This is a genomic window from Nocardia gipuzkoensis (assembly GCF_021183645.1).
Classification (GTDB): Bacteria; Actinomycetota; Actinomycetes; order Mycobacteriales; family Mycobacteriaceae; genus Nocardia; species Nocardia abscessus.
In genome coordinates this window covers 2,068,001-2,087,538 of the sequence record NZ_CP089225.1, presented here as the reverse complement: position 1 = coordinate 2,087,538, position 19,538 = coordinate 2,068,001, and the positions used below count along the sequence as shown (strand labels likewise).

21 protein-coding genes are annotated in these 19,538 nt (G+C 69.4%); 10 read left to right on the top strand and 11 right to left on the bottom strand.

Annotation, left to right across the window (positions count from 1 at the left end; genetic code table 11):
- Positions 1 to 20: 20 nt before the first annotated feature.
- From LTT66_RS09590 to LTT66_RS09570, 5 genes are all read right to left on the bottom strand, one after another.
- The gene (locus LTT66_RS09590; RefSeq protein WP_233066036.1) at positions 21 to 461 is read right to left on the bottom strand and encodes a hypothetical protein; all 441 of its coding nucleotides are present in this window, start codon (positions 459 to 461) and stop codon (positions 21 to 23) included.
- 72 nt (positions 462 to 533) lie between these two features.
- Positions 534 to 887, bottom strand: coding sequence for a UBP-type zinc finger domain-containing protein (locus LTT66_RS09585; RefSeq protein ID WP_195066353.1), 354 nt, complete (start codon positions 885 to 887; stop codon positions 534 to 536).
- A complete protein-coding gene (locus LTT66_RS09580) occupies positions 884 to 2,386 on the bottom strand; it encodes an ATP-binding protein (RefSeq protein ID WP_233066034.1) in 1,503 nt (500 codons plus the stop codon). Before LTT66_RS09580 ends, LTT66_RS09585 begins: the two co-directional genes overlap by 4 nt.
- 13 nt (positions 2,387 to 2,399) lie before the next feature.
- Complete coding sequence (locus tag LTT66_RS09575) at positions 2,400 to 4,067, bottom strand: FAD-dependent oxidoreductase (protein WP_195066355.1); 1,668 nt, start codon at positions 4,065 to 4,067, stop codon at positions 2,400 to 2,402.
- A 53-nt stretch (positions 4,068 to 4,120) separates the two neighbouring features.
- Positions 4,121 to 4,318, bottom strand: coding sequence for a hypothetical protein (locus LTT66_RS09570; protein ID WP_233066032.1), 198 nt, complete (start codon positions 4,316 to 4,318; stop codon positions 4,121 to 4,123).
- A gap of 205 nt (positions 4,319 to 4,523) precedes the next feature.
- Between LTT66_RS09570 and LTT66_RS09565 the strand changes: the two genes are divergently transcribed.
- Positions 4,524 to 4,979 (top strand): SRPBCC family protein, encoded by a 456-nt coding sequence (locus LTT66_RS09565; RefSeq protein ID WP_195066357.1) that lies wholly within the window; start codon positions 4,524 to 4,526, stop codon positions 4,977 to 4,979.
- 84 nt (positions 4,980 to 5,063) lie between these two features.
- Here the strand turns inward: LTT66_RS09565 and LTT66_RS09560 are convergent, their stop codons facing one another.
- Complete coding sequence (locus LTT66_RS09560; RefSeq protein WP_233066030.1) at positions 5,064 to 6,092, bottom strand: beta-ketoacyl-ACP synthase III; 1,029 nt, start codon at positions 6,090 to 6,092, stop codon at positions 5,064 to 5,066.
- Between the two features lie 220 nt (positions 6,093 to 6,312).
- On the opposite strand from LTT66_RS09560, the gene LTT66_RS09555 reads away from it, so the two are divergent.
- The 6 genes from LTT66_RS09555 (at position 6,313) to LTT66_RS09530 (ending at position 11,349) form a co-directional block, all read left to right on the top strand.
- Positions 6,313 to 6,585 carry a GlsB/YeaQ/YmgE family stress response membrane protein gene (locus tag LTT66_RS09555; protein ID WP_181720741.1) on the top strand — a complete coding sequence of 91 codons (273 nt, stop codon included), beginning with the start codon at positions 6,313 to 6,315 and terminating at the stop codon, positions 6,583 to 6,585.
- A 104-nt stretch (positions 6,586 to 6,689) separates the two neighbouring features.
- Positions 6,690 to 7,418, top strand: coding sequence for a phosphatidylserine decarboxylase (locus LTT66_RS09550; protein ID WP_233066028.1), 729 nt, complete (start codon positions 6,690 to 6,692; stop codon positions 7,416 to 7,418).
- On the top strand, positions 7,418 to 8,338 hold the full coding sequence (locus LTT66_RS09545; protein ID WP_233069091.1) for a CDP-alcohol phosphatidyltransferase family protein: 921 nt from the start codon (positions 7,418 to 7,420) through the stop codon (positions 8,336 to 8,338). The genes LTT66_RS09550 and LTT66_RS09545 overlap by 1 nt, the downstream gene beginning before the upstream one ends.
- Before the next feature lie 92 nt (positions 8,339 to 8,430).
- The gene (locus LTT66_RS09540; RefSeq protein WP_233066026.1) at positions 8,431 to 9,399 is read left to right on the top strand and encodes an RNA polymerase sigma-70 factor; all 969 of its coding nucleotides are present in this window, start codon (positions 8,431 to 8,433) and stop codon (positions 9,397 to 9,399) included.
- A gap of 81 nt (positions 9,400 to 9,480) precedes the next feature.
- Positions 9,481 to 10,569 carry an NAD(P)/FAD-dependent oxidoreductase gene (locus LTT66_RS09535; protein WP_233066023.1) on the top strand — a complete coding sequence of 363 codons (1,089 nt, stop codon included), beginning with the start codon at positions 9,481 to 9,483 and terminating at the stop codon, positions 10,567 to 10,569.
- 54 nt (positions 10,570 to 10,623) lie between these two features.
- Positions 10,624 to 11,349, top strand: a complete 726-nt coding sequence (locus tag LTT66_RS09530) for a Clp protease N-terminal domain-containing protein (protein ID WP_233066020.1) — start codon at positions 10,624 to 10,626, stop codon at positions 11,347 to 11,349.
- A 242-nt stretch (positions 11,350 to 11,591) separates the two neighbouring features.
- Here LTT66_RS09530 and LTT66_RS09525 read toward each other — a convergent pair whose 3' ends face one another.
- Both LTT66_RS09525 and LTT66_RS09520 read right to left on the bottom strand, forming a co-directional pair.
- Positions 11,592 to 12,266: a suppressor of fused domain protein gene (locus LTT66_RS09525; protein ID WP_233066018.1), complete on the bottom strand. Its 675-nt coding sequence runs from the start codon at positions 12,264 to 12,266 to the stop codon at positions 11,592 to 11,594.
- Positions 12,267 to 12,327: 61 nt separating this feature from the next.
- On the bottom strand, positions 12,328 to 14,385 hold the full coding sequence (locus LTT66_RS09520; RefSeq protein ID WP_195066363.1) for an NAD(+) synthase: 2,058 nt from the start codon (positions 14,383 to 14,385) through the stop codon (positions 12,328 to 12,330).
- A gap of 190 nt (positions 14,386 to 14,575) precedes the next feature.
- On the opposite strand from LTT66_RS09520, the gene LTT66_RS09515 reads away from it, so the two are divergent.
- Entirely contained in the window at positions 14,576 to 14,869 is a 294-nt protein-coding gene (locus LTT66_RS09515) for a hypothetical protein (protein WP_043733678.1), read from the top strand.
- A gap of 223 nt (positions 14,870 to 15,092) precedes the next feature.
- Positions 15,093 to 16,718: a chaperonin GroEL gene (groL, locus tag LTT66_RS09510; protein WP_181720734.1), complete on the top strand. Its 1,626-nt coding sequence runs from the start codon at positions 15,093 to 15,095 to the stop codon at positions 16,716 to 16,718.
- Between the two features lie 78 nt (positions 16,719 to 16,796).
- On the opposite strand, the gene LTT66_RS09505 is transcribed toward groL, so the two are convergent.
- Positions 16,797 to 17,816 carry an SMP-30/gluconolactonase/LRE family protein gene (locus LTT66_RS09505; RefSeq protein WP_233066015.1) on the bottom strand — a complete coding sequence of 340 codons (1,020 nt, stop codon included), beginning with the start codon at positions 17,814 to 17,816 and terminating at the stop codon, positions 16,797 to 16,799.
- A gap of 101 nt (positions 17,817 to 17,917) precedes the next feature.
- Here LTT66_RS09505 and LTT66_RS09500 point away from each other — a divergent pair, with 101 nt between their 5' ends.
- Entirely contained in the window at positions 17,918 to 18,370 is a 453-nt protein-coding gene (locus LTT66_RS09500) for a MarR family winged helix-turn-helix transcriptional regulator (protein WP_233066013.1), read from the top strand.
- A 53-nt stretch (positions 18,371 to 18,423) separates the two neighbouring features.
- Here LTT66_RS09500 and LTT66_RS09495 read toward each other — a convergent pair whose 3' ends face one another.
- Both LTT66_RS09495 and LTT66_RS09490 read right to left on the bottom strand, forming a co-directional pair.
- Positions 18,424 to 18,624: a hypothetical protein gene (locus LTT66_RS09495; RefSeq protein ID WP_233066010.1), complete on the bottom strand. Its 201-nt coding sequence runs from the start codon at positions 18,622 to 18,624 to the stop codon at positions 18,424 to 18,426.
- A 194-nt stretch (positions 18,625 to 18,818) separates the two neighbouring features.
- Entirely contained in the window at positions 18,819 to 19,505 is a 687-nt protein-coding gene (locus tag LTT66_RS09490; protein ID WP_233066007.1) for a ZIP family metal transporter, read from the bottom strand.
- Positions 19,506 to 19,538: the final 33 nt, after the last annotated feature.

Sequence of the window (19,538 nt, the reverse complement as noted above, 5' to 3'; positions counted from 1 at the left end):
TGTGCGGGAGGATTGTCCGGCTACTTCTTCACGATTCCGGCGGCGATCGCGACCGAGGTGCCTGCGACGCTGGGCGACAGGCACACCAGCTTGGCGGTGCCCAGCGCGACGTTCGGGCTGCCGTCGAACGGGCCGCCCGGGTTCTCCGCGAGGATCTGCTCGATCAGCGCCTTCTCGCCGTCGGTGTCCAGCTTCCGGAATTCACCGCAGGTGGTGCTGGACGCCGGGCCGAGCGAGGGGTCGCTCTCCTTCGTCGTGGCCGGTGCCTCCGTCTCCGCCGGGGTGTCCGGCGTCGCGGTGTCCGGAGCGGTCGTGGTGCGCGCGGCCGAGGCGGACGTGGTCGCGCTCGCGGAGCCCTTGCGCAATCCGTTCGCGTCGGTGGACTCGTCCGCTCCGCCGCAGCCTGCCAGCAGGAAACCCACCGTCCCGAGGGCCAGGACGATGGCGGAAGTTCGTTTCATACCGTGCTTTCCCGGGTGGATCTTGGTGCCGGAGGCCCCGGCGTTCGCAGCAGCGTACCGGTTGTTCCGGGATCAGTGGATGTGTGCCTGCCAATCCGCCGGAACGCGCCCGCGCGGGCCCGGCACGCCCTGATCGGCCGGATGGCTGTGCGGTGGCGCCAATTCCGGTCCGCCGGTGTACATCTCTCCGGTCTCGAAGTTGTAGTACCAGTCCTCGCCCGGCTCGAAACTCTGGATGAACGGGTGACCGGTGCTCTTCGCGTGACCGGTCGCGTGCTGGGCGGGGGAGGTGTCGCAGCAGCCGACATGCCCGCACTGGGCGCAGCGGCGCAGATGCACCCACCAGCCGGAGTCCTGCTCGCACTCCGCGCAGCCGGGACCGCTGGGTGGTACGGCGGGATCGATGCCCGCGAGTCGCTCGGTCATGATTGTCCTTCCGTGTTCGCCGCGGCGGCGCCGTCGATCTGCTCCGGTCCGGGGCGGTGCAGCGGCAGCCAGACGGTGAACCTGGTGTCGCCCGGCTCGGAGTCCACCCGGATGTCCCCGTTGTGCTTGTTGACCACGATGCGGAACGAGATGTCCAGTCCGAGCCCGGTGCCCTCGCCCATCGGCTTGGTGGTGAAGAACGGTTCGAAGATCCGGTTGCGCGCCTCCGGCGAGATGCCGGAGCCGGTGTCGCCGATCTCGACGACCGCGCAGTCGTTCTCGTGCCAGGTGCGGATGCTCAGGGTGCCTTCGCCGTTCATCGCGTACACCGCGTTGTCGATCAGGTTGGTCCACACCTGGTTGAGTTCGGCGGCGTAGCAGGGCACCTGGGGCAGGGTGCGGTCGTACTCCTTGACCACGCGCACCCCGTCGCCGATCTTGCGGCTGAGCATCACCAGCGTGCTGTCGAGCAGTTCGTGGATGTCGACCACCTGGAACGGCGCCCGGTCCATCTGCGAGTACTGCTTCGCCGCGCCGACCAGCGAGGAGATGCGCGTGGTCGAATCGCCGATCTCGTTCATCAGCAACTCGGTCTCGATGGTGTAGTTCAGCCAGCGGATGGCGCCTTGGAACACCTGTTCGGGAGCGCCCTCCAGCGTGGCGGCCACCCGCTCCAGCCAGTCGGTGTCGAAGCCGGCCTGGACGAAGTTCGGCGCGAGGTTCCAGCCGTCGGCGATGCCGTGCTCCTCCAGCCATTCCCCGAGCAGGTCCTCGCGGTCGGCGGCCTCCATCGGCGAGAGTTCCGGCGCCTTCGCGACCTGGGCGGCCGCCTCCTCCTGCAGGCGCACCAAGGCGCCGAGGGAGGACGGATCGAACTTGCCCTCCGCCATCATCGCGAGTTTGTGCCGCATGCCGGCGACTCGTTCGCGCAGGCCCGCGGTGGCGCGCACCGCCGCGGCGGCCGGATTGTTCAGCTCGTGGGTGAGACCCGCCGACAGCGAACCGAGCGCGAGCAGCCGTTCGCGCTCACCGATGCGCGCGTTGGTGTTGCGGTTGCCGAAGAACACCCCCTCGAGCAGGTGCACGGCCATCGGGAACCACTCGTGCATCATCCGGGCGAAGACCTCGGCGTCCAGCACGTAGAACCGCGACGGCCGCGTCACGTACATCGAGCCGTTGTAGGTCTGGTCGACCTTGTCGCCGATATAGGACATCCACGCGCCCGCGTAGGAGCCGTGGTGCTCGGTGCGGACCAGCTCGATCTCCGCGCCCCCGGACTGCTTGGTGAGCACCACCTCGCCGTCCATCAGCACGTAGAAGCAGGTGGCCGGTTCGCCTTCGCGGAAGACGAGACCGGGTTCGATGGTCTCGATCCGGCCGTCGGCGCACAGCCATTCCAGTTGCTCGTCGTTCAGTTTCTCGAACAGGAACAGGGTGCGCAGTTCGGCGGGGTCGCACACCAGCCTGCTGCTGCGGTCCGCGGTCTGGTTCGAAGTCATTGCGGCCTCCTGATCAGGCGAGATAACGGTGGACGAGCATGACGGCCATCGCGCCCTCGCCGACGGCGGAGGCGACGCGCTTGGCCGACTCGGCGTGCACGTCACCCGCGACGAACACGCCGGGCACACTCGTCTCCAGATGGTGCGGTGGCCGGGCCAGCTCCCAGCCCGCCGGGCGTGCGCCGTCGACCATCAGGTCCGGCCCGGCGAGCACGTAACCCGCGTCGTCGCGGGTGACGACACCGTCGAGCCACTCGGTCTGCGGCGCGGCGCCGATGAACAGGAACAGCCGCTCCGCGTCGGCCTTCTCCTCGGCGCCGGTGCGGTTGTCGCGCAGCACGATCTGCTGCAGGTGATCGGCGCCGTCGGCGGCGACCACCTCGGTGTTGGTGTGCACCTGGATGTTGCCGATCTGCGCGATCTGCTGGATCAGATAGTGCGACATGGACTGCTCCAGCGAATCCGCCCGGACCAGCAGGTGCACGGTGCGCGCGTTGCGGGACAGGAACACCGCGGCCTGGCCCGCGGAGTTCGCGCCGCCCACGATGTAGACCTCGTGATCGGCGCACTCGGACGCCTCGGTCATGGCCGAGCCGTAGTACACGCCGCGCCCGGTGAAATCGTCGACGCCCGGTGCCGGATGGCGGCGGTAGTCGACGCCGGTCGCGATGATCACGGTGTGCGCGCACAGGCTGCCGCCGTCGGCGAACCGAACGGTGCGCGCGGACCCGTTGACCTCCAGCGCGACCACCTCGCGCGTGGTGACCACTTCGGCGCCGAACTTCGCGGCCTGCCGCCGCGCCCGGTCGGCCAGCTGGGCGCCGGACAGGCCATCGGGGAAGCCGAGGTAGTTCTCGATGCGCGAACTCTGCCCGGCCTGCCCGCCGGTCGCGGTCCGTTCCACGAGCACGGTGCGCAGGCCCTCGGACGCGCCGTAGACCGCCGCGCCCAGGCCGGCGGGACCGCCGCCCACCACGATCAGGTCGTAGAACTCGCCGGCCGCGGCGACGGTCAGGCCGACGTTCCGGGCCAGTTCGCTGTCGGAGGGCTGCACGAGCGCCTCGCCCGCCGAGGTGATCACCACCGGACAGCGCTCGGGGTCGGCCCCGGCCGCCTCCAGCAGGCGCGCGCCCTCCGGTTCGTCGGCCAGGTACCACCGATAGGGCAGCTGGTTACGGGCCAGGAATTCGCGCACCTGCGACGAGCGGGGCGACCAGCGATTGCCGACCACCTTGGTCTCGGTGACCGGCCGATGCTCGCTGCCGCGCCAGGCCTCCAGCAGGCCGTCCAGCACCGGGTAGAGCTTCTCCTCCGGCGGGTCCCACGGCTTGAGCAGGTAATGGTCCAGGTCGACGACGTTGATCGCGTCGATCGCGGCGTTGGTGTCGGCGTAGGCGGTCAGCAGCACGCGGCGCGCGTAGGGATGCAGGTCCATCGCCTGCTCCAAGAATTCGATGCCGTCCATGCCCGGCATCCGATAGTCCGCGATCAACACCGCGACCGGCTGTCCGCGCAGCTTCATCTCGCGCAGCGCCTCGAGCGCCTGCGCACCCGATTCAGCGCGCAGAATCCGGTAATCGGCGCCGTAACGGCGGCGCAGGTCGCGGACGACCGCCCGGGAAACGCCCGGATCGTCGTCGACGCTCAGGATGGCCGGTTTCGTAGCAGCGGGTGAACTCACCTGACGAGTATGGAGCCTGCGGGTGCGGTCTGTCGTGGGCGTTCGCCCAGGGCTCAGAGCCGATGGTGCAGGACGAGATCGAGCTCACGCGGAGTGAGCAGGCGCTCCAGACGTTCTTCCGGTGCGGCCGCGCGGGCGGTGTGCCGGAATGCCGACGCGCCGCGGGCTCTTCGCCCGTCCTCGGGCTCGATGGCGGGCAGTAGCGGAACCTGGTTCGCTGGTCGACGATGCAGCAGGGAGCGCAGTTTCACGGCCGATCACCTCACGTTGACGCCGAAAGTTGGAGGCAGTGTCTGTTGCTTCATCTATCTGTGATCGTCCGCCGCGCATTACAGCGGCCGGTGCGTCGGTAGCGAAATGTGACGTAGCTGTCTTCCCGTCTAAAATGTGCGCGCATCGTCCATACGCGTTCGGATAACCGGCCATCGGTCCGTCGCTCGTATCCCGGAGGCAGCGTTGCCGAAGAATCTCGAAGCCACCATCGACATCGCCGCACCCCCTGAGCGGGTGTGGGCGGTGGTCTCCGATCTGAAGCGGATGCCGGAGTTCAGCCCGCAGTGTGTGCGCATGGTGGCGCTCGGCTCGCTCCGGGCGGGCACCTGGACGATCAACCTCAATCGCGACGGCAAGAAATACTGGCCGACCACCTCCCGGATCGTGCGTTTCGAGCCGAACCAGGCGTTCGCTTTCCGGGTCACCGAGAACCGGACGGTGTGGAGCTACACCCTGGAGCCGACCGAGTCCGGCACGCGGCTGATCGAGCGGCGGGACGTGCCCAACGGCACCACCTGGTTCTCCCGCAAGGCGATCGACGCGGTGCTCGGCGGTGAGCTCCCGTTCGAGGAGCAGTTGGTGCGCGGCATGAACGAGACGCTGGGCAAGATCAAGACGGCGGTCGAGGCGGGCGCCTGAGCCCCGCGCGGCGACTTCGCCGTCGGACACGCGTCACGCGGTGCCGGCACGGGAGGCCGTGCCGGCACCGCGGCGAGTGCGGCGTTACTTCCAGTTGGGCAGGTTCACGACCTGCGCCGCGTAGGAGAGGCCCGCGCCGAACGCGATGAGCAGGGCCGTGTCGCCCGGCTTGGACTCGCCCTTGCGCAGCAGCGCCTCCATCGCCAGCGGGATCGAGGCGGCGGAGGTGTTGCCCGCCTCCTCGATGTCGTTGGCGAGCGCGCAGTGCTCGGGCAGCTTCAGCACCCGCGCCATGATCTCGATGATGCGGCCGTTGGCCTGGTGCGGGATCATCGCGTCCAGGTCCTCCGGAGACAGGCCGGCGCGGTCGATGGCGTCGCGGCAGACCTTCTCCAGCGAATGCGCGGCCCACCGGAACACCGCGGTGCCTTCCATGGCCAGATACGGCCGCACCGCCTCCAGGCCCTTCTCATCGATCTCGTGGAAGTACTCCATCCAGTCCTTGTCCTGCCGGATGGCGTGGTGCTGGGTGCCGTCCGAGCCCCATACGGTGGGGCCGATGCCCGGCTCGTCGGCGGGCCCCACGATCACCGCGCCCGCGCCGTCGGCGAAAAGGAAGGCGGTGGAGCGGTCGGTCGGGTTGACCGTGTTCGTCAGCTTCTCCACGCCGATCACGAGCACGTGTGCGGCGGTGCCCGCCCGGACCAGATCGGATGCCAGCGCGATCGAGTGGCAGAAGCCCGCGCAGCCGGCCGAGACGTCGAAGGCGGCGGCGCCGTTCATGCCGAGTTCGGTGGCGATGCGCGGCGCGGCCGCCGGCGTCAGCAACAGATGGGTCGAGGTAGCAACGATCACGCAATCGACTTGGTCGACCGCGATGCCCGAGGATTCCAGCGCGCCGCGCGCGGCCGCGACGCTCATGCTCTGAATCGTCTCCGATTCGTCGGCGAACCGCCGGGTCTTGATCCCCGACCTGGTGCGGATCCACTCGTCGCTGGAGTTGATCGGACCTGCCACCTCGTCGTTGGTGACCACTCGAGCAGGGCGGTAAACGCCGAGCCCGAGAAGCGCCGTGTGCTCAGCCCCGGTGGTCTGGGCGATTCGAGCAGCCATCTGCGTCTCCTATGTACCTGCGGCGGCGCCGCCGGGTGTTCCCCGAAGCATCGAAATCGGTCCCTCATCAGCCACTGTCCATCGGTGGATAGACATGAGGCTTCCTCATATTAGCCCGAAAGTCGCTAATTCGCCGCGCGTATTCCGACAATCGCTGGGTATCTCGACCGAGCACGCCACTGCTGCACGAGGCGTGGCCCAACTAGGATGCGAGGACACCATGCTCGGTCTCGGGATTATCGGATGGATCATCATCGGCGGTCTGGCCGGATGGATCGCCAGCAAGATCATGAAGACGGACGCCCAGCAGGGCATTCTGCTGAATATCGTCGTCGGGGTGGTCGGTGGTCTGCTCGGTGGGTTCCTGTTGAAGCTGTTCGGAGTCGACGTCGATGGCGCCGGGCTCTGGTTCAGCTTCTTCACCTGCCTGGGCGGCGCGGTCATCCTGCTGTTCCTGGTTCGACTGGTCACGGGGGCCCGAGTCAGGTCCTGACCCCGCGTGCCACAGGCTCCTTTCCCGTAAGGTGTGAACGCTTGCGCCCGTCCTATCGTTGAGGAGGCGCAACCCGTTTTGCATCGAGCACGAAAGAGGAGCCTGTGGCCCGCCGTCCCACCCCGCCCGGCACGCCTGAACGAACCGGAGTCGGCCACGTCGTCGACCTGGTCCGCAACGCGATCCCCCCGTTGCATCCCGCCGGGCTCCCGTTCGTCGCCGCGCCCCTCGCGGTCGCCGTCGTCGGCGGCAAGCGCAGATGGGTGCGGCGCACGGGTTTGTTCGCCGCGGCGGCGTGCGCGACCTTCTTCCGTCATCCGCATCGCGTGCCGCCGAACCGGCCGGGCGTCGTGGTCGCCCCCGCCGACGGCGAGATCGCCCTGGTCGACACCGCCGCTCCCCCCGCCGAGCTCGGCCTCGGCGACGAGCCGCTGCCCCGGGTCAGCATCTTCTTGTCCGTGCTCGACGTGCACGTGCAGCGCACGCCGGTCTCCGGCATCGTGCGCACGGTGCAGCACCAGCCCGGCCAATTCCGGTCCGCTGACCTGCCCGAGGCGAGTGCGGTGAACGAGCGCAACACCATGCTCCTGGAGACGCCGGAGGGCAGCCGGGTCGTCGTGGTGCAGATCGCCGGACTGCTCGCGCGGCGCATCGTCTGTGACGCCCAGGTCGGCGACGTGCTGACCATCGGCGACACCTACGGCCTGATCCGCTTCGGCTCTCGGGTCGACACGTACTTCCCGCCGGGCACCGAACTACTCGTACAGCCCGGTCAGCGCACCATCGGCGGCGAGACCGTGCTCGCCGTGCTCGGCTCAACCGCCGACTCGTGATGGAAGCGGCGGCACCCACCCAGCGGCGCCGGCGGCGGAGCATCCGCCTGCTGCCCAGCATCGTCACCATCCTGGCGCTATGCTCCGGGCTGTCGGCGGTGAAGTTCGGCCTCGACGGCGAGCTCGACATCGCGCTGGCCATGATCGGCGCGGCGGCCGTGCTGGACACCCTCGACGGCAGGCTGGCCAGGATGCTCGACGCCACCACCAAGATGGGCGCCGAGCTGGACTCGCTGTCGGATGCCATCTCCTTCGGCGTCGCCCCCGCGCTCGTGCTGTACGTGACCTTGCTCAGCAGCAACAGCGTGGGATGGATCGTCGCGCTGCTGTTCGCGGTCAGCATCGTGCTGCGCCTGGCCCGGTTCAACACCCTGATGGACGACGACACCCGGCCGGACTGGGCGCGCGAGTACTTCGTCGGCGTGCCCGCTCCCGCCGGAGCGCTCATCGCGATGGTGCCGGTGGCGCTGTTCGTGCAGTTCGGCGACGGCTGGTGGGTCGGCTTCTACGAGGTCGCGGCGTGGACGGTGTTCGCCGCCGCGCTGTGCGTCAGCACCATTCCGACGCTCGCCATGAAGTCGGTGTCGGTGGCCCCGCAGGCGGCGGCTGGACTGCTGTTCCTGGTCGCGCTCGCCGCGGCGGCGCTGGTCACCTATCCGATCGTGCTGTTGCTGGTGCTGGTCGCGCTGTACCTGGGTCACATCCCGTTCGCCTGGCATTCCCAGCGCTGGGTGGCCGCGCGTCCGGAGACCTGGACCCACAAACCCGCCGAACGCCGGGCGCAGCGCCGGGCCGACCGGCGGCTTCCCGCGATCCGGCGACCGGCCATCCGCGGCTCGTCGGCTCGTCTGCGACTGCGCCGCCCTGGTGCGAAGCAGCGCCAGAACGGTCATCCGCCATCGAGTTCGGATCTTTTGTAGCTCTTTCGGGTGACAACTGGTTTCGTGAGTACATGGGTAACTCGTCGGGCACGCCCAAATCGGCAGCGGCACTGAACGCGGGACCTGGACGCATGTCTCGCGTCACCCGACCGGTACGGCCTGAAGACCCGGAGCGGCTGGAGGGCCTGCGGGAATTCGAGGGGCATCGACCGCGGCTGTTCGCGCTCGCCTACCGGATGCTCGGCTCGGCCACCGAGGCCGAGGACGCGGTGCAGGAGACCTACTTGCGCTGGGACGGCGCCGATCGCGCCCGAATCCGTTCCGCCGAGGCGTGGTTGACCACGGCGCTGGTGAATCTCTGCCGCACCTGGTTGGTTTCGGCGCGGGCCAGGCGGGAGACCTACGTCGGGCCGTGGCTGCCCGAGCCGGTGCCGACCGGCCGCGGCGAACTCGGTCCGCTGGAGACCGTGGAAGAGCGCGAACTGGTCTCGCTGGCCCTGCTGACCGCGCTGGAGCGGCTGACCCCGGTCGAGCGCGCCGTCTTCGTGCTGCGCGAGGCCTTCGGCTACGCCCACCGTGAGATCGCCGACATGCTGGAGGTGACCGAGACGAACTCCCAGCAGATCTTCCGCCGGGCGAGCCAGCGCGTGCGAGAAGGCCGGGCCCGCTTCGGTATCCCGGCAGGGCACGCCCACGAACTGATCGAGCGGTTCCTGAAGGCGGCGCGCGAGGGCGACATCGAGGCGCTGGAGCGGATGCTCGCCGCCGACGTGAGCGCGACCGCCGACGGCGGCGGCCAGGTCAACGCGGCCCGGCGGCCGGTGCTCGGCGCGAACCACGTGGCGCGGTACCTGGCGGGTCTGTGGCGCTGGGAGGTACCCGGGATGCGGCTGCTCGTGGAGGAGGTCAACGGTGCTCCGGCCGCGGTCGTGCGGGTGGACGGCGCGCCGCTGCTCGTGGTGGGTGTCGAGGTGGCCGACGGAGCGGTCACCGCGCTGCGGTTGATCGTCAATCCGGAGAAACTGACCTATTTCGCGCGGTCGACCGGGCCTGACGGCGTCGTCGGTGCGCTGCCGGATGGGCGTCGGCGCCCGGTGTGACGCGCTTCACGGCTCTGATTTGTCAGGTTCCGGGGGCCTGTCCGGTCTGAAGGGTGATGGCCGATCGAAAGGAGCCACATCATGACCGGACAGCATCGGATCGTCGTGCTCGGCGCGGGATACGCGGGACTGGCGGCGGCCCGCAGGCTAGCTCGCACGGCGCGGGACGCGCGGATCACCGTGGTGGATGCCCACACGTCGTTCGTCGAGCGGGTGCGGCTGCACCAGCAGGCGTCCGGCCAGCGCATTCCCGCATGGGATCTGCGGGAATTGCTGGAGCGCAACGGGATCGAGTTCGTGAACGCACGGGCGACGGACATCGATACGGCCGGAAAGCGCGTGGTGCTCGACGCGGCGCAGGCCGTCGACTACGACACCCTGGTCTACGCCCTCGGCAGCATCGCCGATGTCGAGAGCGTTCCCGGTGTGGCCGCACACGCCTACTCGGTGGCGACGCAGCAGGACGTGAACTCGCTGCCGGTGCCGGGCGGACCGGTGGCGGTCGTCGGGGCCGGGGCGACCGGCATCGAACTGGCGGCGGAGCTGGCGGAATCGCATCCGGGCACCCGGGTGCTGCTGCTCGGTTCGGAGGAGCCGGGCGCTTGGCTGTCGGCGCGGGCGCAGGCGCACATCAGGCGGACGCTGGAGCGTCTCGGGGTCGAGATCCGCTCCGGCGCCAAGGTGATCGAGGTTTCGCCCGATGGCCCGCGCTTGGCCGACGGTTCGCTGGTCGAGGCCGCGACGACAGTGTGGACCACGGGGTTTCGCGTGCCCGATCTCGCCGCCCGGTCCGGCCTGGCGGTGGATTCCGACGGCCGGGTGCTTACCGACGCGACTTTGCGTTCGGTGTCGCACCCGGACATCTACGCGGCAGGTGACGCGGCCGTCATCGGAGGGCCGGGCGGTCGGGATCTGCGCATGGCGTGCGCCACGGCGCTGCCCACCGGCAAGCACGCGGCCGATGCCGTCGTCGCGCGGATGCGTGGCCGGGAGCCGGAAGAGTTCGAGTTCCGGTATGTGCTCCATTGCCTCAGCCTGGGGCGCCGGGACGGGGTGGTCCAGGCGGTGCACGCCGACGACGCACCGGCGCGGACGGTGCTGACCGGGCGGACGGCGGCGTGGGTGAAGGAGCGCATCGTGCGCGCCGCGGCTTGGCAGGCACGCCCCTGAACAAAACGTCAACCAACCGTTGACGATCGAGCATCGTCAACCTATCGTTGACGCATGACCTCACAATTCCGCCTCGACGACCTGATCGAGGGCATCAAGAAAGCCCGTCCCGACAACGTGCTCGAGCAGCTGTCCGACGCCGTGGTCGTGGCGAATCACCTCGACGAGGTGGCCGACCACTTGATCGGCCACTTCGTCGACCAGGCCCGGCGCTCCGGGGCCTCGTGGACCGACATCGGGGCCAGCATGGGCGTCACCAAGCAGGCCGCGCAGAAGCGGTTCGTGCCCAAAGTGCCCGATCCGGGCGCGGCGGCGGCCATGGACCCGAACGCTGGCTTCGCTCGTTTCACCGCGCGGGCGCGGGCGGTCGTGATGGCGGCACAGGAGGCGGCGCGCACGGCGGGCAACCGCGAAATCGCCCTCGGGCACGTGGTGCTGGGCCTGCTCACCGAACCGGAGGGGCTCGCGGTGCAGGAACTCGTCGCTCGCGGTGTGGCGATCGACGTGCTCTCCGCCGCGGCCTCCGCGTCCCTGCCTGCGAGCGAAGGGGAAGTCCCCCCGCTGATCCCGTTCGGCGCGGAGGCCAAGAAGGTCCTGGAACTCACCTTCCGCGAGGCGCTTCGGCTGGGGCACAACTACATCGGCACCGAGCACATTCTGCTCGCCCTGCTCGAACAGGAGAACGGCGCGGGCCTGCTCAGCGATCTCGGTGTCGACAAGGTGAGTGTCGAAACGCATCTGGTCGAGGTGCTCGCGTCCTTCACGACCGAGAAACCCTGATCCCGATGGGCTGCGGAAGGTTCCGCGCGGGGATCGCACTCGCTTTCGCACTGTCCTTGCTGGTGATCGGGCTGCCCCGGCGATCGGCGCCGGGCCACCGTATGCGCAACGTCGTCAACGGGTTCCGCGGTGCGCGGACCGCACGGGCGCGGCGGCGGCGGGCGTTGCGCACCCGGGGCGCCGGGAACCCCGGGCCACGCCGGACCGCCGCGACCGGCCTACCGGTGAGGCGAGCGGCCTGATCACGCCCGTCCGGCCAGGCCGCCGCCCCACCGCGGCCAACGAGCCTGCGGCTTCGGCTCGGCGATCAAAGGCTCGCGGTGGATGTCGGTGACGTACAGGGGTAGTCGCGGTTCCAGTTCGGCGAGCAGCGCGAGGGCGCGTCCGCCCTGGGCCGCGCGGTATTCCCGCATGGTCAGCCCGACGATCTGCAGGAACAGCACGCGGCCGTGCGGGGTGTCGATGGCGCCCAGTTCCGGGTCGGCCGTGAAACAGACGGCGTGATTGGTGCAGTCCGCGTGGCCCGCCGCGATCGGCCCGTTCGCTTTGATGGTGTGTCCCGGTTCGAACCACTTGCCGGACTGGAAGACGTAGCGGGCGAGGTTCTGCACGAAGTTCGCCGGCCACACGGGCGGTTCGGTGTGGCCGGGCTCGCGCGCCAACCGGAAGGTGAATTCGAAGCCCCAGCCGGACTCCGCCGGGTTGTCCCATTCCTTCTCGTACAGTTCGGTCATCCCGTAGCTGACGTAGTGCCAGTGCGGCACCGGGTCGGTGCGGGGGTACGCGCTGATCCCGTCGAGCGGGTCGGGCCCACCCAGGGACCACGGGTGGTCGGATGCCCAGTGGAAGGGCTCGATATCGCCGTACAGCGGCCGCAACGCCTCGTCGATGGCATCCCAGCCGGGTTTCTCACTCACCCAGTCACCATAGGCACGGCGCGTCCGGCCGTACGCGAGGGCGTCCGACGCTCAGGACGGGTCAGGCGTCGGGCACGTTGCGGGCGAGTTCGGCCAGCCAGGCCGCCGCCGAGGCGTCGCTCGGCGCACGCCAATCGCCGCGCGGCGACAGCGATCCGCCGGAGCCGACCTTCGGCGCGTTCGGCAGCGTCGAGCGCTTGAACTGGCTGGTCTGCACGAAGCGCAGCAGGAACTCGCCCAGCCAGTGCTTGATCGTCGCGAGGTCGTAGGCGTTGCGCTGGTCGGCCGGGACGAGGTCGGGCCAGCGGCCGGTCGCGGGATCGGACCACGCGTGCCTGGCCAGGTAGGCGACGCGGCTGGGCAGGTAACCGAAGCGCAGCGTGTAATAGAGGTGGAAGTCCTGCAACTCGTACGGGCCGACGGTGGCCTCCGAACTCTGGGCCGGTGCCGAGGGATCGGCGTTCGGAACGAGTTCGGGGGAGATCTCCGTGCGCAGGATCGATGACAGCACCGCACCCGCTTCGCGGCCGAGTTGCTCGGTGTCCACCGCCCAGGCGATCAGGTATTTGATCAGCGTCTTGGGCACTGAGGCGTTGACGCTGTAGTGCGCCATGTGGTCGCCGACGCCGAACGTGCACCAGCCGAGCGCGAGCTCGCTGAGGTCGCCGGTGCCGACCACGAGCGCGCCGTGCAGATTGGCCAGCCGGAACAGATGCGAGGTGCGCTCGCCCGCCTGCACGTTCTCGTAGGTGACGTCGTACACCGGCGCGCCGTCGGCGGCCGGATGGCCGAGGTCGCGCAGCATCTGGGTGGCCGAGGGGCGGATGTCGATCTCGCGCGCCGTGACGCCGAGGGCGGCCATCAGACGGTGCGCGTCGGTTCTGGTCCTGGTGCTGGTCGCGAATCCGGGCATGGTGTAGGCCAGCACGTTCGACCGCGGCAGGCCGAGCCGATCCATCGCCTTGGCCGCCACGATCAGCGCCTGGGTGGAGTCCAGCCCGCCGGACACCCCGATCACCACCCGCTCGAGCCCGGTGGCGCGCAAACGCGTGCTCAGGCCCTCGATCTGGATGTGGTGCACCTCGGCGCAGCGCTCGTTGCGCTGGGCCGGGTCGGCGGGCACGTAGGGGAAGCGCTCGATCTCGCGGCGCAGCGGGACCGGAGCCTCGGGGACGGGCAGCCGGACGTCGATGCGCCGCATCGCGACCAGCCTGTCCCGGTGGTCGTGCACATTGTCGGCGAAGCTGGTGGTACGCAAGCGATCCGCGGCGAGGCGGCGCAGGTCGAGGTCGGCGGTGACCAGCTGGGGATGATCGCAGAACCGCTCGCCCTCGGCGAGCAGGTCGCCGTTCTCGCAGATCAGCGCCTGTCCGTCCCAGGCGAGGTCGGTGGTGGACTCGCCGTGCCCCGCCGCGGAGTACAGATAGGCCGCGAGGTACCGCGCCGAATGCGAGGTGCACAGCGACCGCCGGTAGTCGGCCTTCCCGATCACGATATTGCTCGCGGACAGGTTGACCAGCACGGTCGCCCCGGCCAGCGCGGCGAACCCGCTCGGCGGCAACGGCACCCACCCGTCCTCGCAGATCTCCAGGTGGAAGACGAAATCGTCCAGATTGTTCGCGCGGAACAGCAGATCGGACCCGAACGGCGCCCGGTGCCCGGCTACCGTGACGTGGTCCTCCAGCACCTCCCGCGCCGCCGCGAACTGGCGCGTCTCGTAGAACTCCCGATAGTTCGGCAGGTAGCTCTTCGGCGCCACGCCGAGCACGAGGCCGCGGCAGATGGCGATCGCGCAGTTGAACAACCGGCCCTGCGCCCGCACCGGGGCGCCCACCACGAGCACCGTGTCGATGTCCGTGCTCGCCGCGACAACGCGCTCGAGCGCCGCCTCGACCGCGGCGTCCAGCGCGTCCTGGTGGAACAGGTCGTCGGCGGTGTAGGAGGACAAGCCCAGCTCGGGGAACACCGTCAGCACCGCGCCGGCCGCCGCGGCCTGCGCGGCCAGTTCCACGGTCTGCTCCACGTTGTAGGCGGGGTCGGCCACCCGTACCCGGGGCACCGCGACCGCCACCCGAGCGAAGCCGTGCCGGTAGAGCGAATCGAAGGGCAGGTCGGCCACCCTGCGTCCCCTTCCGGGATGAGGTTGATCATGGTCCAGTCGGAATCTACGCCCCGGCAGGCGCGCTGGCGCGGCGTCGAATTCCCGGCTGCCCGTGAAAAGGCCCGTTGAGCTGCTTTTTCGCCGTCCGGGCCGGAGGCGGCGAATCGTCCGGCCGAAGATGTGAACCCCTGGCGGCTAAGCTATAGCAATGGCGGATGAAATGGATTCCGACCTAATAGCGGGGGAACGGCGCGCAGATCTGCTGCGCGCGCTTTCGTATGTGTCCACCGAGTCCCAACCGGACGGCAGCTACGTGGTGAACGGCGACCTGCCGCCGGACGTCGCGCCGCCGTTCATTCGCGCCATCATGCGGGTGGAGGCGGAGTTGTTGCTGCACGACGCCGAGCTCGTCACCGTCGAGGAGGGCGAGCCCCGCACGCCCGAGGAACGCCGCACCGACGCCTTCGTCGCGCTGGTCCTGCGCGTCGATGACCGCCATTAGCGGCGCGGCGGCGCGGCCGGACCTTGCACTCGCCACCCTAGAGTGCTAAAAATGCTCTTGGCACTCTCGACCTGTGAGTGCCAGGTCGGGACGGTGAGACCGGGTTCCGTAGACACCCTCGGTCGTCCGTCGCGGGCACCGAACCTGGCCAGCGTAACTGGGGCGACCCAACCAGCGGTCGTCCTGTGTGTCAGCCATACACATGGAGGATCTCAACAACGCCATGGCCAAGACAATTGCGTATGACGAAGAGGCCCGCCGCGGCCTCGAGCGGGGCCTCAACAGCCTCGCCGACGCGGTCAAGGTGACGCTGGGCCCCAAGGGTCGCAACGTTGTCCTGGAGAAGAAGTGGGGCGCCCCCACGATCACCAACGATGGTGTGTCCATCGCCAAGGAGATCGAGCTGGAGGACCCGTACGAGAAGATCGGCGCCGAGCTGGTCAAGGAAGTCGCCAAGAAGACCGACGACGTCGCGGGCGACGGCACCACCACCGCGACCGTGCTCGCCCAGGCGCTGGTGCGCGAGGGTCTGCGCAACGTCGCGGCCGGCGCGAACCCGCTGGGCCTGAAGCGTGGCATCGAGAAGGCCGTCGAGGCCGTCACCGCCAAGCTGCTCGACACCGCCAAGGAGATCGACACCAAGGAGCAGATCGCTGCTACCGCGGGTATCTCGGCGGGCGACTCGTCCATCGGTGAGCTGATCGCCGAGGCCATGGACAAGGTCGGCAAGGAAGGCGTCATCACCGTCGAGGAGAGCAACACCTTCGGCCTCCAGCTGGAGCTCACCGAGGGTATGCGCTTCGACAAGGGCTACATCTCCGGTTACTTCGTCACCGACCCGGAGCGTCAGGAAGCGGTCCTCGAGGACCCGTACATCCTGCTGGTCGGCTCGAAGGTCTCCACCGTCAAGGACCTGCTGCCGCTGCTGGAGAAGGTCATCCAGGCCGGTAAGCCGCTGCTGATCATCGCCGAGGACGTCGAGGGCGAGGCCCTGTCGACCCTGGTCGTGAACAAGATCCGCGGCACCTTCAAGTCCGTCGCGGTCAAGGCCCCCGGTTTCGGCGATCGCCGCAAGGCGCAGCTGGCCGACATCGGCATCCTGACCGGTGGCGAGGTCATCACCGAAGAGGTGGGCCTGTCGCTGGAGAACGCGGGCCTCGAGCTGCTCGGCCAGGCGCGCAAGGTCGTCGTCACCAAGGACGAGACCACCATCGTCGAGGGCGCGGGCGACCCGGAGGCCATCAAGGGCCGGGTTCAGCAGATCCGTAGCGAGATCGAGAACTCCGACTCGGACTACGACCGGGAGAAGCTGCAGGAGCGTCTGGCCAAGCTGGCCGGCGGTGTCGCAGTGATCAAGGCGGGCGCGGCCACCGAGGTGGAGCTCAAGGAGCGCAAGCACCGCATCGAGGACGCCGTTCGCAACGCGAAGGCGGCCGTCGAGGAGGGCATCGTCGCCGGTGGTGGCGTGGCCCTGCTGCAGTCGGCTCCGGCGCTGGACGACCTGAAGCTGTCCGGTGACGAGGCCACGGGCGCGAACATCGTGCGGGTCGCGCTGTCGGCTCCGCTGAAGCAGATCGCGTTCAACGCGGGCCTCGAGCCCGGTGTGGTCGCCGAGAAGGTGTCGAACCTGCCCGCGGGCCACGGTCTGAACGCCGACTCGGGCGAGTACGAGGACCTGCTGGCCGCCGGCGTTGCCGACCCGGTCAAGGTCACCCGTTCGGCGCTGCAGAACGCGGCTTCGATCGCGGCCCTGTTCCTGACCACGGAGGCCGTTGTCGCCGACAAGCCGGAGAAGTCCGCCGCTCCCGCCGGCGACCCGACCGGCGGCATGGGCGGCATGGACTTCTGAGTCCGGCCACCCGGCAGCACACAGTTCGAACCGGAAGCCGGTCCACCGCGAGGTGGGCCGGCTTCCGGCGTTTCGGCGTCAGATCCCGTCGAGGGTGACGACGGCGAACGGGGTCTTCGGGCTGCCCGGCGCCATCGGACCGCCCTTGTCGAATTGGGAGGAGACGATCAGGGTTCGGTCACCGGAGCGGGCCAGAGTCGTGGGAATGGCCAGGCTCTCGTCGGTGCGCTGCTGCGCGAGCGTCGCGGTGGCGCCGTCGTCGGAGATGGTCCAGCGGCTGATCGTGTTGGTGGTGTTGTGCGCGGCCCAGAGGGTGCCCTCGCGCAGTTCGAGGCCGTCGCCCTGCCGTAGATCGCCGCCGCGCAGGGTGACTTCGCCGATCGGGCTCGCTTCCTGGGTCAAGTCGATGCGGTACAACTCGCCGCGCGGCATGTCGACCGTGAGCAGATAGCGGCCCGCCGGATCGGCGACGATGCCGTTCAGCGTGAACGCGCCCGGCTCGATCGGTGGCAGCACGGAGCGCAGGTCGAATCGCGGGGTCAGTTCGCCGCGCCCGCCCTGTGCCCGGGCGGCGGCCAGTTGGTCCGGGGTGACGCGATAGACGACTGCCCGCACGCTGTCGGTCAAGTAGGCGGTGCCGTCCGGCGTGATGGCGAGATCGTTCACGAAGCGTGGGTCGGCGCCCGGCACGGTGAAGTCGGCGAGCAGGGCGCGAGTCGCGATGTCGTACACCGTGACTCCGGTGGTCGAGTCGGTGACCCAGAGCCGGCCTGCCGCGTCGACCTTCAAGCCGTTAGCGGTCTTGTGGCCGCCCGCGCCTTCGGGCAGGAAGACCTCGGCCCGTCGCGCGTTCGGTGTCGCGCGATAGACCGCGCCGGTGCTGTAGGAGCCGACGTAGCTGTCTCCGGTGCGTGCGTCCACCGCGATGCCCTCTGGGTAGACGCGGGCGCCGGGTAATTCGTAGGCGGTGTGGACGGCAGTGCTGGGCGCGTCACTCGTGCCGCAGGCGACGAGCGTGAGGCAGGCGCTTCCGGCAGCCAGGCTCGACAGCAGGCGACGGGGCAGGGCGTGGGGCATCGGACACCTCTTCGAGATCATGCGGTCAATCGTATTCACATTGAATAATGTGCCCGAATTTATATTAGAACTCTAATATCAGTCAAGGCTGAAACTGCTAGACGTGCGGATACCATGCGCTTATGACGTCGATGCCCGCCGCCGAACGGATCGGCTCGTATCTCAAACGTGCCGAGCAGTCCCTCAACACGGCCAAGAACGCCGCGTTGAAGCCGGCGGGCGTCACCGTCCCCCAGTACGCCGCGCTGCTGTACCTCGCCGAGAACCCCGGTATCTCGGCCGCGGCCCTGGCCCGGCTCTGTGGGGTCACCCCGCCGTCGATGAACACCGTGCTGGGCAATCTGCAGGACCGCGGTCTCATCGAGCGCACACCGCATCCGTGGCACAAGAACGTCCTGGAGACCACGCTCACCGACAAGGGCGCGGCGCTCATGCGCGACGCGGACGAGCGCGCGATCCGCGTCGAACGCGCCTTGGCCGAGGAGTTCACCGCCGCCGAACGAGACACCCTGAAGGAGTTGCTCACTCGATGTGCCGATCGGCTGGACTCGATCCGTCCCGACCCGGCTGCTTGACCCGCGCGTGCAGTGGCGCATCGCGCGGTGATGCGCCACTGCGCGGGCGCGGATCAGGCAGGGGCGGGGGATGGAGTCTTGCTGGGGGACTGGGCCTTCTGGAGCGCGCCGACCAGCCCCACCGTCAGCGTGCGCCGCGGGCCGTAGCGGTCGACCGCCCGGCCCGCCTGCGCGTTGCCGATCGCCTGGCCGATGCCCATGGCCAGCAGCAACCAGGCGAGCATGCTCTGCGGTACCGATGCCGCGACGACCAACAGGTTGTTCGACGGCGGCCACCGCCTCGCACCACTGGAAGGTGTTGCGCGACGTGGGCGTCACGACGACCTTCGCCTCCGGCCGCGACCGGCTGGTACAACTGCGCCGCGTCGACCTGAACGAGCGTGTCCCCGGCCTGCTGGACGCCGTCATCGCCGGAGCCCGGCGCTGATCCTGGCCGGCGGGAGCGGTGTCAGCCCGGCAGGAGGAAGGCCACGAGGAACCCTGCCGCCGTGGCCATCCCGACCCACCAGCCGCCTTCGCGGTAGGCCTCCGGCATCAGCGAGTCGGCCAGTACCGCGATCGTCGCGCCGCCGGCGAACGCTTGCACCGCTCCGATGTGCGTCTCGGACAGGTTGTCCGACAACGCGTTTCCGAGCACGGTGACCAGCACGAGCACCGCGCCGGTCGCCGTCCACAGCCACAGTGCGCGGCGCCGTGCCACGCCGTGCTGATCGCGCATCAACGCGGCGCCGCTGATCGCCTCGGGAACGTTGCCCACCGCTACCGCCACCAGCAGGACCAGTCCGCCGCCTCCGGTCAGTGAGACACCCAGCGCCGTGTTCTCCGGAACGCCGTCGAGTACCGTGCCGAGCATCAGCGCCCAGCCGAGCGCGCGGGGACCGAGCTCGTTCTCGATGAGGTGGTCGGCCACCACGTAGACGCCCGCGCCCGCGAACAGCGCGAACCCGGCGATGGCCGCGTTCTGGCGGAAGGCTGGTTCGAACAACTCGTTGGATACCGCCGCGATCATCGTGCCCGCTCCGAAGGCCATCAGCGAGGCGAGCAACGCCTTCGGCAGTCGCCGGTGCAGCCCGATGGCGGCGCCGAGGATCAGCGGCACGGCCGTTCCGAGGCCGTAGAGCAACGCTTGCGGCATGGGATCACCCTAAGTCAGCCTGCCGGGCCCGCC

What these genes read in the sequence shown, in the direction of transcription:
- LTT66_RS09535 (WP_233066023.1), top strand. Translation starts at nt 9,481, where the DNA reads ATGACCGGACAGCATCGGATCGTCGTGCTCGGCGCGGGATACGCGGGA.
- LTT66_RS09530 (WP_233066020.1), top strand. Translation starts at nt 10,624, where the DNA reads ATGACCTCACAATTCCGCCTCGACGACCTGATCGAGGGCATCAAGAAA.
- LTT66_RS09545 (WP_233069091.1), top strand. Translation starts at nt 7,418, where the DNA reads ATGGAAGCGGCGGCACCCACCCAGCGGCGCCGGCGGCGGAGCATCCGC.
- LTT66_RS09580 (WP_233066034.1), bottom strand. Translation starts at nt 2,386, where the DNA reads ATGACTTCGAACCAGACCGCGGACCGCAGCAGCAGGCTGGTGTGCGAC.
- LTT66_RS09555 (WP_181720741.1), top strand. Translation starts at nt 6,313, where the DNA reads ATGCTCGGTCTCGGGATTATCGGATGGATCATCATCGGCGGTCTGGCC.
- LTT66_RS09515 (WP_043733678.1), top strand. Translation starts at nt 14,576, where the DNA reads ATGGCGGATGAAATGGATTCCGACCTAATAGCGGGGGAACGGCGCGCA.
- LTT66_RS09590 (WP_233066036.1), bottom strand. Translation starts at nt 461, where the DNA reads ATGAAACGAACTTCCGCCATCGTCCTGGCCCTCGGGACGGTGGGTTTC.
- LTT66_RS09490 (WP_233066007.1), bottom strand. Translation starts at nt 19,505, where the DNA reads ATGCCGCAAGCGTTGCTCTACGGCCTCGGAACGGCCGTGCCGCTGATC.
- LTT66_RS09500 (WP_233066013.1), top strand. Translation starts at nt 17,918, where the DNA reads ATGACGTCGATGCCCGCCGCCGAACGGATCGGCTCGTATCTCAAACGT.
- LTT66_RS09560 (WP_233066030.1), bottom strand. Translation starts at nt 6,092, where the DNA reads ATGGCTGCTCGAATCGCCCAGACCACCGGGGCTGAGCACACGGCGCTT.
- groL (WP_181720734.1), top strand. Translation starts at nt 15,093, where the DNA reads ATGGCCAAGACAATTGCGTATGACGAAGAGGCCCGCCGCGGCCTCGAG.
- LTT66_RS09505 (WP_233066015.1), bottom strand. Translation starts at nt 17,816, where the DNA reads ATGATCTCGAAGAGGTGTCCGATGCCCCACGCCCTGCCCCGTCGCCTG.
- LTT66_RS09585 (WP_195066353.1), bottom strand. Translation starts at nt 887, where the DNA reads ATGACCGAGCGACTCGCGGGCATCGATCCCGCCGTACCACCCAGCGGT.
- LTT66_RS09540 (WP_233066026.1), top strand. Translation starts at nt 8,431, where the DNA reads ATGTCTCGCGTCACCCGACCGGTACGGCCTGAAGACCCGGAGCGGCTG.